Below are 12,675 nucleotides of genomic sequence, written 5' to 3' on the forward strand. Positions count from 1 at the left end.
GTGCATCCGCTCTTCCCCTGTGCTCAGTGGGTCTGCTGCGCCATTTCGCTGTGTCTGGGCAACCCGAGCGAGATGAGCGCGGCAGCCAATACGAAGATGCTGGAAACCCACAGGCAGGCCTGCAAACCGTAGGCTTGGAACACCCAGCCTGACAGCAGTGTACCGACCAGCCGCCCCAGGGCGTTGGACATGTAATAGAACCCTACATCCAGGGAGACGCCGTCTTCCTTGGCATAGCTGACGATCAGGTAGCTGTGCAGCGAGGAGTTCACCGCGAACAGCACACCGAACAGCATCAGCCCACCGAGCAGCACCACCTGGGCCGACCAGCCTGCCGATAGGCCCACGGCAATGAGCGCAGGCAGTCCCGCCAGGGCGATCGCCCAAATGAAGGCCGCTCGACCGTCCGGCACGTGACCGCGCTTCTTACCGGTGATGTGAGGAGCAAACGACTGGACGATGCCGTAGCCAATGATCCACGCGGCGAGGAAGCCGCCGACCAGCCAGAAGTCCCAGCCAAACGCGGTGCTCAGGTACACCGGCAGCGCCACGACGAACCAGACGTCCCGGGCACCAAAGAGAAACAGCCGTGCGGCCGAGAGGATGTTGATGGCTCGGCTCTTGGACAGCATGTCGCGGAACTTGGGTTTGGCCTTGGCTTTGCCCAAGTCCTTTTTCAGCAGCACCAGACTGCCAATCCAGATCAGGGCCAGTACTGCCGCCATGGCCAGCACCGCCAGGGTGAAGCCGAGCAACGCGAGCAGTGCTCCGCCGAGGAAAAAGCCCACGCCTTTGAGCGCGTTCTTCGAGCCCGTCAGGATGGCCACCCATTTGTAGAGCGTCCCCTGTTGGCTGTCCGGTACCAGGAGCTTGATGGAGCTCTTGGCGCTCATCTTGTTCAGGTCCTTGGCGATGCCGGACAGCGCCTGAGCGGCCATCACCCACGGCACCGTAAGCCAGGCTGCCGGCACTGTGAGCATCAGCAGTGCAAAGACCTGCATGCCCAAGCCGATGTTCATGGTGCGGTTGAGTCCCAGGCGGGCGCCGAGGTAGCCACCCACCAGGTTGGTGATCACGCCGAACACTTCGTAGAACAGGAACAGCGCGGCGATCTGCAGCGGCGTGTAGCCCAGCGAATGGAAGTGCAGTACCACCAACATGCGCAACGCGCCGTCGGTGAGGGTGAAGGCCCAGTAGTTGCCGGTAACCAGCAGGTACTGACGCACTTCCGCAGACAGGGCTGACAACGCCTTCATGATCGCTGTTTACTCCGCTGCGCCGACCAGGCGGGCCAGTTCCGCTGCACGGTTGGCGTAGCCCCATTCGTTGTCATACCAGGCGTAGAGCTTCACCTGGGTGCCATTGACCACCAAGGTCGACAGTGCGTCGATGATCGAGGAGCGCGGATCGGTGCGATAGTCGATGGACACCAAGGGGCGCTCTTCGTAGCCCAGGATGTCTTTCAACGGGCCTTCGGCCGCCGCCTTCAGCAGAGCGTTGACCTCTTCAGCCGTTGTCTCACGTTCCACTTCGAACACGCAGTCGGTCAGCGAGGCGTTGGCCAGCGGTACGCGCACGGCGTGACCATTCAACTTGCCGCGCAGCTCGGGGAAGATCTCGGCGATCGCAGTAGCCGAGCCCGTGGTGGTTGGGATCAGGCTCATGCCAGAGGCACGGGCGCGGCGCAGGTCCTTGTGCGGCGTATCGAGGATGCTCTGGGTGTTGGTGAGGTCGTGGATGGTGGTGATCGATCCGTGGCGGATGCCAAGGTTCTCGTGAATCACCTTGACCACCGGGGCCAGGCAGTTGGTAGTGCAGGAGGCGGCGGTAACGATGCGATGCTGCGCCGGGTCGAACAGGTGCTGGTTGACGCCCATCACCACGTTCAGTGCGCCTTTCTCCTTCACTGGAGCGCAGACCACCACACGTTTGACGCCCTGATCCAGGTAGGCCTGGAGCACGGCTACCGACTTCATCTTGCCGCTGGCCTCGATGACCAGGTCGCAGCCTGACCAGTCGGTGTCGGCGATGGTCTTGTTCGCGGTGACCTGAATGCGCTTGCCATCGATCACCACCGTACTGCCCTCAGCACGGGCTTCACGGAGCCAGCGGCCGTGGACCGAGTCGAAGTTGATCAGGTGGGCATGGGTCTCGGCGTCGCCGGCCGGGTCATTGATCTGCACAAACTCGAACTCTGGCCAGTCCCAAGACGCGCGCAGCGCCAAGCGACCGATACGGCCAAACCCATTGATACCTACTTTGATAGCCATGTTCTTGTTCTCGGGTCGCGATTAGCGAAGGGTCAGAGGGTAACGCTGAACTGGTTGATGTAGCCGACGTGCGCAGGGTTCTGAATTGCACGTGGACGCAGGGCCTGGACCTGGGAAACAGCTTCCTGCACAGGGATGCCGCACTCGATCATCAGGCGGGCGGCAAACAGGCCGGTGCGGCCAGAGCCGCCCTTGCAGTGAATGGCGATCGTCTTACCGGTCACCACCAGCTCTTTCAGGCGTTCCCGGTGAGTTTCCCAGGCAGCAGCAAACGGCTCACCGGGTGCTTCGTCGTCTTCGACCGGCAGGTGGAACCATTCGAGGCCCAGCAGTTGGCACTCCTCGGGAAGCAGATCGATCTCGTTCTGCAGCAGTTCTTCACTCGGCATCAGGGTTACCAGCGCGCTCGCGCCGGCATCGCGCAGCGTTGCCAGAGCCTGAGATACCGATGTCTCCTTGGTACCTGGGCACGGAGTGAAGATCAGCTGGCCGACCAGTTCGGAATTAGCCAACACGGAATACGGGTGCAATTGCATGCTCACAAAGCCTCAAATGGATCGTTGATTGACACGCTTGGATAGTTCTTCAGCCGACTCTTTACGTTCGGAGTAGCGATCGACCAGATAGTCGGAGCGATCACGAAGCAGCAGGGTGAACTTCACCAGCTCCTCCATCACGTCGACGACACGGTCGTAGTACGAAGAGGGTTTCATGCGACCCGCCTCGTCGAATTCCAGGTAGGCCTTCGGCACGGACGACTGGTTAGGGATGGTGAACATGCGCATCCAGCGGCCGAGGACGCGCAGCTGGTTGACCACGTTGAACGACTGCGAGCCACCGCAGACCTGCATCACCGCAAGGGTTTTGCCTTGGGTCGGGCGCACGGCGCCCATGCTCAGTGGAATCCAGTCGATCTGCGATTTGAACACGCCAGTCATTGCGCCGTGGCGTTCTGGCGAGCACCAGACCATGCCTTCCGACCACAGCACCAGGTCGCGCAGCTCCTTGACCATGGGGTGGTCATCGGGCACGTCATCCGCCAGCGGCAGCCCGGTCGGATTGAATATCCGCGTCTCGGCACCGAAGTGTTCCAGCAGGCGTGCAGCTTCTTCCGTCAGCAGGCGGCTGAAGGAGCGTTCGCGGGTCGATCCGTACAGCAGCAGGATGCGAGGCTTATGGGTGGACTTTTGCTCGACTGCCAGCTTGTCTGCTGTCGGCAGTTCGACCAGATCGTTGTCGATGTTGGGGATGTGGTGTTCGGTCATGATTTACTCCTGAGACAAGGCGCCAGATGGCTGATCGAACCAGCGGCGCTTGAGCCACAAGGCCACGCCCACCAGGGAGATCAGTACCGGCACTTCCACCAAGGGCCCGATGACGGTGGCAAACGCGACCGGCGAGGCAAGACCGAAGGTGGCGATGGCCACGGCAATGGCCAGTTCAAAATTGTTACTCGCTGCGGTGAACGCCAGAGCAGTGGTACGTGGGTAGTCAGCTTCCAGCAGCTTGCCCATCCAGAAGCTGATGAAGAACATCACCACGAAGTAGATAGTCAGCGGGATAGCGATGCGCAGCACATCCAGCGGCAGTTGCAGCACCATGTCGCCTTTCAGGCTGAACATGGCCACGATGGTCAGCAGCAACGCCAAGAGCGTCAGCGGGCTGATCCTCGGAATGAAGCGCTCCTGGTACCAGGTCTCGCCCTTGCTGCTGATCAGAATCTTGCGGGTCAGGAAGCCGGCCAGGAACGGGATGCCCAGGTAGATCAGTACCGATTGGGCGATGTCGAGGAAGCTGGTCTCGATGACGCTATCCTCAAGGCCAAACAGAGGTGGCAGCAGGCCAAGGAAGATCCAGGCGTACACGCTGAAGAACAGGATCTGGAAAATGCTGTTGAAGGCGACCAGGCCCGCCACGTACTGGTTGTTGCCACCGGCGATCTGGTTCCACACCAGCACCATGGCGATGCAGCGCGCCAAGCCGATGAGGATCAGGCCAGTCATGTACTCAGGCTTGTCGGAAAGGAACACTACTGCCAGCCCGAACATCAGTACCGGGCCGATTACCCAGTTCTGGACCAGCGACAGCACGAGGATGCGCTTGTCCTTGAAAACCTGAGGCAGTTCCTCGTATTTCACCTTCGCCAGCGGCGGGTACATCATGACGATGAGGCCAATCGCGATGGGGATGTTTGTCGAGCCTACCGACAGGCTATTCAGCCACGCAGGCAATCCCTGGAACAGGCTGCCCAGACCAATGCCCAGGCCCATGGCCAGAAAGATCCAGACCGTCAGGTAGCGGTCTAGGAATGAAAGTCGGCTTTTGCTCATGGTGGATCTCCCTAAACGTCAGAGCGTTCCGATGCGGGCCAGCTCGACCTTGAGCTGGGCGGCATCCATTTGGTCGAAAGGCAGTGCGATGAATGCCTTGAGGCGTCGCTTGATCTGTTCAAGCGTGTTGTCGAATGCCGCGTCCAGCTCGGCGGCACTACCGTGCAAATCCGAAGGGTCAGAAAGTCCCCAGTGGGCTTTCACTGCTGGTCCGAAGAACACGGGGCAGGCTTCGCCAGCGGCCTTGTCGCAGACGGTGATGACGAAGTCCGGTGCCAGCTCGGCGTGTGCATCGCTGGATTTGCTGCTGAGGCCATCGGTGGAAATACCGGCGCGCTGCAGCGCGGAGATGGACAGCGGATGTACCTCGCCCTTGGGCTGGCTTCCGGCGCTGTAGGCCTTCATGCCGGCCGGAGCCAGGTGATTGAAAACAGCCTCGGAGAGGATGCTGCGGCAGCTATTGGCGGTGCAGAGGAACAGAACTTTCATCGGCTTTTGCTCGGCAGTAATCAGCAGCAGGTAGCAGCACGCTGTGGGCGGTCACCCATGGCGTCCAGTCGAGTGGAACTGCTGTTCAGCCACTCGCTGTTGGCCTCCAGCGTCGTTTTCAGGATCTCGCGTACCCAGGCGGGCAGCTCTGGATGCAGCCGGTAATAAACCCATTGGCCCTGGCGGCGGTCTGCCAGCAGGTCACAGGTGCGTAATTGCGCCAAGTGGCGGGAAACCTTGGGCTGGCTTTCTTCCAGCGCACAGGTCAACTCACAGACGCAGAGCTCTTCCTCGCGGGCGATCAGCAGCATCATCCGAATGCGGTTCTCGTCGGCGAGGCATTTGAAAACCTTGGTAGGGGTCAGTGGATCAGTCATAACGATTCTCAGTGTTTGGTTTTCACGAAGACGAACATCTTGATGCGCTCATGGATCTCGTGAAGCGTATGGCGGAAGGCATCGTGCTTGTCGCTGGTGACCGGATCTTCAAAGTGCCACGCCAAGCGCTCGCCCAATGCCGGTAGTAACTGGCACTCCAGCGCCGCCTTGTCGCAAAGGGTGATGAGGTAGTCGAAGTGTTCGCCGGCGAACTCATCGATGGACTTGCTGCGCGGCCGCTGGCATCGATACCGAGGTGCTCAAGCGCCGCGAAGGTACGCGGATCTACTTCGCCAGGCTGAGTGCCGGCGCTGAATGCTTCAAAGCGCACAGGGTCTGTGTGTCGGAGCAATGCTTCGGCGAGCTGGGAGCGAGCAGCGTTTGCGGTGCAAACAAACAGGACGCGGATCTTGCCAGTCATCGCGAGGTACTATGCATGTATATGATTTTTCGAATATACGCTTTTCCGAATGTATCGCAACCCCTCCGGTGATGGGTGGCTTTACATGTGCATATTCGTGCACATATATTGGCGGCATGACGACCAACCAGAACCTCCGCACCCAAGCCATCGACGCTGCCATCGAGTCGCTGGACGAAGCCTTCTTCAAAGCACTCTGCGAGCCCTCCAGGGTCGCGGTGTTCAAGCGCGTGCTCCTGCTGGGCCGGGCGGATGTCGGCGAAATCGCTAAAGAGCTGCCGCAGGAGCGCTCGGTGGTCTCCAGGCACCTGCAGGTGCTGCACGATGCCCAGATCGTGAAAGCCACCAAGGTGGGCAGGCAGGTGTTCTACGAAGTGAATGGTGGGGCGATCGTCGAGCGCCTTGAGGGCCTGCTCCAGCGAACCAAGGGTCTGGTTTCGCTGTGCTGCCCGTAGCTCGTGCCCTTTTTTTGTCCTGATATATGCTTGAGTGCGCACATATGAATAAATCGAGTCGCGCGGTGGATGTGATCGTCATCGGTGGTGGGCAAGCGGGCTTGGCGCTTGGCTGGCATTTACAGCAGCACGGCTTGGACTTTCTGATCCTAGATGAGCAGACGCGCCCAGGCGGAAACTGGCGCAAGTACTACGACAGCCTGCTGCTTCGTCATCTGGAACGGGTTGGTTCGACGGAAACACCCGCTCAACGATCGCGCAATCCAGCCAACGGCCTTCAAGACAAGCGTGCTTCTCATAGACGCCAACCGTCCTGAAACCGCAGGACTGACAGAGCGCGAGGCTCGCCTCGTTGAAGGTGAAAATGCGGGAGAGGACTTTCCAGAAGCCGCGTGCCTCAGCCTCACTGAGCAATGCCTTGAGCAGCGCCTTGCCGATGCCACGTCCGCGGACGTCACGGCCCAGATAGATCGAGAAGTCGGCGATGCCGGCGTAGCACGAACGCGCGCGGTAGCTGCTCAGGTTTGCCCACGCCACTACCGCACCGTCGACCTCGACGACCAGCACCGGATGGCGAGACATGTCGGCCACCCAGGGCTGCACATCCATGGCGCTGCGTGGTTGGGTCTCGAACGTAGAGCTGCGGTCTTCGATCCCCTGGTTGTAGATCTCGGCAATGGCCTGGACATCGCTGAGTTGAGCAAGGCGAATGTGCATCTGGCTTCCTTTCGCGGGAACTAGTGGTTAGAGGGCTGGGTTTTTCTTTCGGCAACTGCTTATTCACCCCCCGGCCTACTTGCACTGTACAACGCGGGAGTGGGGTTTTCACATTTCGGCGGCGACTCGCCGAGAATCAGTACTTGCTAGGGATGTTCGCAACCAACAAATTGGCTGGGGGAAACCGTTCGACTCGCTCCTCCTTGATGCAGTCCCACGCCCATTTATGTAGCGATGCGCTGCGCAGGAAATCACCTACCAATTCGATAGGAATCTGGTCTTCGTCGACAGCAAGTTTGTAACTAGGCTGCATGGCATAGCACACGTCCATTCCCATTCGACCACTAAGCAACTGGTTAATTACCTTCACCCGCTGAGTCCAGGTCAAACGCTGCTTTCTACGCTTCGAGTTCTGATAGACCATCAAATTTAGGTGGAGAGACGCATGTATATATGCACCTATGCAAATACGCTGAACATTTTGAGCTCTGAACGACTGCGGTCAATCATTCGCAACGAGTCTGATTTGCGCCCAATGCCCAGAAAATCTGCACCGCTGATTGAGCACGACAACATTTGCGGCGCTCAGTATTACGCGTCTCAAGGAGATGAACTGCCATGAAAACGATCGCTAACACAGCTGAAAGTTTGAGCAGCCTCGGGCTGAGCGAGATGGCTGAGGCATACGAGCGCCAGCTGGACGATCCGGCGCTGCTCGGTCAACCCTTCGAGACCCGCCTCGGCCTGATGATGGATGCGAAAAAAAGCGAGCGCGAAACCCGGAAAATTGAGCGCCTGCTCAAGGCGGCCAAGCTGCGAGAGACGCAGGCCACACTCGAAAACATTGAGTTCAAAGCATCGAGAGGCCTCGACCGAAACACCATCATGACACTCGGCGAGTGCGAGTGGCTCTACTCATCCACTCACGCGCATATCGCGATCAGCCGAAAAAATAATCTCTGTGACCTTGAGGTTCTCTCGATGAGGCGAGTGATGAATGCTGTAGCAAGCCCCGCCTACTACCTTGTAGATATAGCCCTCATCCGTTCCTGAGGCATCTTCAGCAATGCTCACTTCCTGAAGCGGTTCCATCACCCAGTCTTTCCCACCTCTCATGTGGCCAGGAGACATCAGATGTGCCTGCGCGATCCATGAGCAGTCATCAAGCTCCGAAAGCATCTGTTTAAGTATCGGTACCGTGGGGATCATCAGCATGCTGCCCACGATGTCATCACCATAATCGCGCACGAGCTCCACGTAAAACCATGGATGGTGCAGTTCCAGCTCAATAAATTTCCAGCGGCGACTGGAAGGCTCTCCGAAAATGTCGGCTGAGCTGAGTTCGGCGTGCCTGTAGGTCTTGAACATCGAAAAATCCTCAAAATATTAACAATAGTTAATGGATGTCCGACGTTCAAGACGGCTTCATCATTCCTTTTGTAGGAATGAAAAAATGGAACTGAAACAGGCATTTGGGAAAGCAATGAGGCAGCTCAGAAAATCCCGCAACCTTAACCAAGAAGATTTCGGTGGCCACAGCAGCCAAACCTACCTCAGTCAACTGGAAGCCGGAGGAAAAGGCCCTACCCTCGAAATGGTGCATGGGCTCGCCTCTGCCATGAATGTTCATCCTTTGACGATCTTGACCCAGTGCTACCTTTTTATGGACAAGGATGCCACTCTGGATTCAATCATTCAGCGCGTTCGTGAGGAGCTCAGCGTGACGCCATCGGACCGATGAGGATGGGCATCTGCACCCTTCAGCATGGGCTGAGATGTCTTGTCTGATGCAACCAAATTCTGCGCTCCCTGACCCAGTGGCTGGGTTGCGCCTTGGCCCTACCTATGCGGGAAAGGAGATACATTGAAAGGCCGGCGGAAGGTAAAGACTGAGAAGTGGCGTATCAAGTCGGAACTGGAAGGCAGCGCCCAAGAGCTTTTGCGAGGGCGGGCACAGACGCAAGGAAGGTTCCTCGATATAGCGGCACAAGCCGGCAAGAGAATGGAACCCGTTGGCCGACTTGCCGGTTGAGAGATACGCTTTCACATTTGAGGTGTGCAAATGAACGATTCTCAGATACTAGCGCTTTGCCCCAGTTCACCGCTGGAATGCTGGAGCATCGTCCACCGATGCTACAAGGGAAGGTGCGAGCAAATCCTGCACCTGGCGACGCGAGTGCTTGGCAGTCGAGTGCTCGCCGCGCAATGGCTATACAAACCAGCGATAGGGCTAAGTCATCAGGTACCTTGCATCATCATGGTAAGTCGATCGGGCTACCAGAAAGTGGTGACACTTCTAGGACGAATTGAACACGGCGTCTATGCTTAACGCCGCAAGGTTCCATGCCAGAGGACCTGTCCACTACTCGTCTGACATAGGTTTAGCTGTGTCTATCGCAGAGTCTATATCGAACCGAATCAAGCGTATGCCTAAGGGAAGGCCCTTTGTTAGATCCGTATTCGAGCGAGCCGGCTCTCGCTCCGCGGTAAACAAAGCTCTTTCTCGAATGGTGCTCAGGGGTTCCCTGGAGCGCGTTGCCCGCGGCGTTTACATGCGTCCCAAGCACAGCCAATACACGGGTAAAAGGGTTCGAGCCAACCCGCTTTCTGTATTGGAAGCCGTTGCTAGGGCAAGAGGCGAGATTATCCAGATCCATGGTGCAGAAGCTGTTCGTCGACTGGGGCTGAGTGTTCAGATGCAGGTCCTGCCTACTTACTACACCAGCGGGACGACACGTGAGATCAAGATCGGTAACGCGGTTGTTAGGCTGCGCCATGCGTCTCGCCAACGACTCCAGCAAGCTGGAACGCCAATAGGGACGGCCCTGACCGCTTTTTGGTATCTCGGAGAAAATGGGGTGGATGAACAGGTCGCGAGCAAGATTGTGAGCTCGCTCAGCGCTGAAGAGTTCAACAGGCTCATGGAATGCAAAATGCCTAAGTGGATGCGCTCAGCACTGGCCAACTGCGCTCGAAATGTGAACTGAAAAATTCTGAAGCGGGAGCGAATCCGACGAAAAATCTACGCAACGCATGACGAAGGCCGGAGTTGTATTTTCGATTACATGGAGATACTCATAAACGCCGGCACGGCATATATTATGCAACTGTTGCCAGCAGAGTACGAGAAACGCTAGATCCTGAGCTTAGAGAGCACCGAGGAAACTAGTGGCGACTCTAACCTAAATTGTCCCAGTAGACTCCGCACACCTTAATCGCCACTATCTGCATCGTGATGCTTGTATGCCATTTTCGATTCAAGAGCAGCCAGAGTTGCGCGAACCTGCGTTGATTTTGGCTGAGTATATACTCCACTTGATTCAATAGACGAGTGATGCATAGCTGACTTAATAGTAAGATCCGTGGCTCCGTCTGCGGCAAGTCGCTGCCCATAGGAATGCCTGTGTCCATGAGGGGTAGTACCTAACATTTTCTCACTGATCAACCCAATGCGCTTTACAGCCCCTCTATGTGCTTTCCTGTAGGCAGTATGTGAATACGGCTGCCCAAGTTTGTTAGTGAATGCATAAGGATGCTCTTGACCTAATGCAGGTTTCACTCTGTGCATGCAATGATACTCACTCCACAACTGCGCAAATACTTCTGCCTTGAATGCCGGATGAAAGAAAACCTCAAAACTCATTCGCTGACGGTCAGTAAACGCCCTTCCCTTCGCACCCAAAAATAGAGAATCCTGCGATTTGACCAGTAGATTTCTAGGAGTCAGCCCATACTTGTCACGCAGAAATGTTTGACGCTTCATCCGTTTTTTTCCAGGCGCTAATCCGAGTTGAGGATGATAAACTCGAACAACAACTTCACCTTTTTCAACTGTGACATCATCGCACCACAAGCTCAGCGCCTCAGATAACCTTAGCCCGCCATAATGCATGAGCATAGTGATTAAGATATCTCTGATACTGTATACATTCTTCCGAAGCTTGAACCCCTGCGCAAGAAAGGCATCAATCGATTCTTCAGGAAAATCTTTTGCAGGCTCTAGATCAAAGCTTATCATTGAAGTAGACCTGACCTCCCTACTCATTGAAAAATCAGGTGGCTTTATCCAAAGATGCGAAAGAAAGGCATTACTCTTCCGATGGACGTAAGCTGCCCAATTAAGTTTTTCCTCAGCACGATTCGCTTTGCGCCAAGTATTTAAAACCAATCCAGAATCTTCATTTAGCGCAGCCAGCCAGTCTGAAAATTGAGTAATCGCGGAAATAATCTTGGAGGCATCATCTGGCTGTCTTGGCTCCCACCACAATTCAGATGGATCGCATCCCCGCTCCACGGTACCACTATACAGTGAATTGGAAAACGATCTAAACAGCATTTGGGGAGAATCAAAAAACTGATGATTAGCTTCTACATATTCCAACAACAGCTGCACAGCAAAAGTCGTACTATCTTGCCATGACCTGCTCTTACGCCCATTCAAGTACATATAGTAAGCAAAATCCTTAAGTATCCCTTCATCTGTGATGATTACAGGCAACACCGGTCGAAAACCAGTTGCATCGAATCTCAGCGCTCTGTACTCACGATGGGATCGTTCGAAGAAAACAGCCATTTTGCTGACTCCGGAGATCAATGCAGTTGGAGAGCTTCGTTTTCACAGCATAGCTGAGCTCGGTCCAGTAGAGAGGTAGGCCAAATTTTTTGGGACTATAGCTTGGGTTAACCTTCCTCGATGGCTACTGCATCATCACCCCGGAAGGCGAAGAGCCGAAACACCTGAAAGCGGGTGATGTGTTCGTGATCGAACCTGGGATGAAAGGTACCTGGGAAGTGGTCGAGACCGTGCGCAAGTATTTCGTCTTTGCCTGATCAGAAATTTCCACCCGATATAGGCCCTGTGGAAAACGCTAAATTTCCCACAGGGCCAGAAACACTCTTGAACAATTTGTTTGAACAAGGCAACAAAAGAGCGTGAATTAATCAAAGCATTGAACCACAGTTACATGGCCTTACACATCCCCGCCCATTTCTGTAGTCCTTTTCTGAATCTAATCCCTACCTCTCAATGCGTATTGCCCTCGCACTCACTCAGGCCTAGCCTGCACTGACTGCCCCCATTCGTGGGTAGCATTGCCCAATCAAAAGTTGCCAGGGAGAGGTAGACATGGCTTTCGATGCATATATTCAGATTGACCGTATTCCAGGCGAAGCACGGGACGAAAAATACAGTCAATGGATTGAAGTACTTAGCTATGACTTTGGGGTCAGTCAAAGTACATCCGCCACTGCAAGCTCGGCTGGTGGTGCCACATCCGGCCGAAGCTCCGTCACCAACTTCACATTCACCAAATACCTCGACAGTGCCAGCTGCAAGCTGATGGAGGCCAGTTGTACAGGGCAGCATCTCAAAGCGGTGAAGCTGGCACTCTGTCGTGCCGGCGGTGACAAGCTCAAGTATTACGAAATCATTCTTGAAGAAGTCATCATTGCCGAGTACTCGCAGAGCGTCGACACCGGTGTACCGCTTGAAGTTGTACAGCTCAACTACGGTCGAATCAAGACCACCTACACCCAGCAACGGCGCATCGATGGCGGCGGTGGCGGCAACATCGCCGGCGGCTGGGACCGTATCGGCAATAAAAAATACGCGTGAGG

The 12,675-nt window shown here is 56.0% G+C and carries 15 protein-coding genes and 4 pseudogenes; 9 read left to right on the forward strand and 10 right to left on the reverse strand.

Annotated features, from left to right (window positions below):
- Positions 1–23 precede the first annotated feature (23 nt).
- From arsJ to ACNQP3_RS25040, 8 genes and pseudogenes are all read right to left on the reverse strand, one after another.
- Positions 24–1,256 carry an organoarsenical effux MFS transporter ArsJ gene (gene arsJ / locus ACNQP3_RS25005; protein WP_059183370.1) on the reverse strand — a complete coding sequence of 411 codons (1,233 nt, stop codon included), beginning with the start codon at positions 1,254–1,256 and terminating at the stop codon, positions 24–26.
- A gap of 9 nt (positions 1,257–1,265) precedes the next feature.
- Positions 1,266–2,270, reverse strand: coding sequence for an ArsJ-associated glyceraldehyde-3-phosphate dehydrogenase (locus ACNQP3_RS25010; protein WP_049274266.1), 1,005 nt, complete (start codon positions 2,268–2,270; stop codon positions 1,266–1,268).
- A gap of 32 nt (positions 2,271–2,302) precedes the next feature.
- Positions 2,303–2,806, reverse strand: a complete 504-nt coding sequence (locus ACNQP3_RS25015; protein WP_059183371.1) for a cyclin-dependent kinase inhibitor 3 family protein — start codon at positions 2,804–2,806, stop codon at positions 2,303–2,305.
- Positions 2,807–2,818: 12 nt separating this feature from the next.
- Positions 2,819–3,535, reverse strand: a complete 717-nt coding sequence (gene arsH / locus ACNQP3_RS25020) for an arsenical resistance protein ArsH (protein WP_059183372.1) — start codon at positions 3,533–3,535, stop codon at positions 2,819–2,821.
- A gap of 3 nt (positions 3,536–3,538) precedes the next feature.
- A complete protein-coding gene (gene arsB, locus ACNQP3_RS25025; RefSeq protein WP_264316552.1) occupies positions 3,539–4,600 on the reverse strand; it encodes an ACR3 family arsenite efflux transporter in 1,062 nt (353 codons plus the stop codon).
- 18 nt (positions 4,601–4,618) lie between these two features.
- Entirely contained in the window at positions 4,619–5,089 is a 471-nt protein-coding gene (locus tag ACNQP3_RS25030) for an arsenate reductase ArsC (RefSeq protein ID WP_059183374.1), read from the reverse strand.
- A 20-nt stretch (positions 5,090–5,109) separates the two neighbouring features.
- The gene (locus ACNQP3_RS25035; protein ID WP_019752756.1) at positions 5,110–5,466 is read right to left on the reverse strand and encodes a metalloregulator ArsR/SmtB family transcription factor; all 357 of its coding nucleotides are present in this window, start codon (positions 5,464–5,466) and stop codon (positions 5,110–5,112) included.
- An 8-nt stretch (positions 5,467–5,474) separates the two neighbouring features.
- Positions 5,475–5,887 (reverse strand): annotated as a pseudogene (locus ACNQP3_RS25040) (arsenate reductase ArsC).
- A 116-nt stretch (positions 5,888–6,003) separates the two neighbouring features.
- Between ACNQP3_RS25040 and ACNQP3_RS25045 the strand changes: the two are divergent.
- Positions 6,004–6,342, forward strand: coding sequence for an ArsR/SmtB family transcription factor (locus ACNQP3_RS25045; RefSeq protein ID WP_028692330.1), 339 nt, complete (start codon positions 6,004–6,006; stop codon positions 6,340–6,342).
- A 44-nt stretch (positions 6,343–6,386) separates the two neighbouring features.
- Positions 6,387–6,659, forward strand: a complete 273-nt coding sequence (locus ACNQP3_RS25050) for an FAD-dependent oxidoreductase (protein ID WP_225876737.1) — start codon at positions 6,387–6,389, stop codon at positions 6,657–6,659.
- Here ACNQP3_RS25050 and ACNQP3_RS25055 read toward each other — a convergent pair.
- Positions 6,565–7,059 (reverse strand): annotated as a pseudogene (locus ACNQP3_RS25055) (arsinothricin resistance N-acetyltransferase ArsN1 family A); the annotation flags it as partial. The gene ACNQP3_RS25050 and the pseudogene ACNQP3_RS25055 overlap by 95 nt on opposite strands.
- A 618-nt stretch (positions 7,060–7,677) precedes the next feature.
- On the opposite strand from ACNQP3_RS25055, the gene ACNQP3_RS25060 reads away from it, so the two are divergent.
- The 5 genes and pseudogenes from ACNQP3_RS25060 to ACNQP3_RS25080 form a co-directional block, all read left to right on the forward strand.
- Positions 7,678–8,112, forward strand: a complete 435-nt coding sequence (locus ACNQP3_RS25060; RefSeq protein ID WP_225876664.1) for an ATP-binding protein — start codon at positions 7,678–7,680, stop codon at positions 8,110–8,112.
- Positions 8,113–8,512: 400 nt separating this feature from the next.
- A complete protein-coding gene (locus tag ACNQP3_RS25065; RefSeq protein WP_049696551.1) occupies positions 8,513–8,800 on the forward strand; it encodes a helix-turn-helix domain-containing protein in 288 nt (95 codons plus the stop codon).
- A gap of 321 nt (positions 8,801–9,121) precedes the next feature.
- The gene (locus ACNQP3_RS25070) at positions 9,122–9,388 is read left to right on the forward strand and encodes an antitoxin Xre/MbcA/ParS toxin-binding domain-containing protein (RefSeq protein ID WP_082421436.1); all 267 of its coding nucleotides are present in this window, start codon (positions 9,122–9,124) and stop codon (positions 9,386–9,388) included.
- A gap of 58 nt (positions 9,389–9,446) precedes the next feature.
- Entirely contained in the window at positions 9,447–10,046 is a 600-nt protein-coding gene (locus ACNQP3_RS25075; protein ID WP_082421440.1) for a DUF6088 family protein, read from the forward strand.
- Positions 10,047–10,196, forward strand: a pseudogene (locus ACNQP3_RS25080) (IS3 family transposase); the annotation flags it as partial.
- 74 nt (positions 10,197–10,270) lie between these two features.
- Here the strand turns inward: ACNQP3_RS25080 and gmtY are convergent.
- Positions 10,271–11,632, reverse strand: coding sequence for a gamma-mobile-trio recombinase GmtY (gmtY, locus tag ACNQP3_RS25085; RefSeq protein WP_082421435.1), 1,362 nt, complete (start codon positions 11,630–11,632; stop codon positions 10,271–10,273).
- A gap of 113 nt (positions 11,633–11,745) precedes the next feature.
- Between gmtY and ACNQP3_RS25090 the strand changes: the two are divergent.
- Both ACNQP3_RS25090 and ACNQP3_RS25095 read left to right on the forward strand, forming a co-directional pair.
- A pseudogene (locus tag ACNQP3_RS25090) lies at positions 11,746–11,889 on the forward strand (cupin domain-containing protein); the annotation flags it as partial.
- 295 nt (positions 11,890–12,184) lie between these two features.
- Positions 12,185–12,673 carry an Hcp family type VI secretion system effector gene (locus ACNQP3_RS25095; RefSeq protein ID WP_060494115.1) on the forward strand — a complete coding sequence of 163 codons (489 nt, stop codon included), beginning with the start codon at positions 12,185–12,187 and terminating at the stop codon, positions 12,671–12,673.
- Positions 12,674–12,675 lie beyond the last annotated feature (2 nt).

This window comes from Pseudomonas sp. LFS074, assembly GCF_047978165.1.
Taxonomy (GTDB): Bacteria; Pseudomonadota; Gammaproteobacteria; order Pseudomonadales; family Pseudomonadaceae; genus Aquipseudomonas; species Aquipseudomonas putida_P.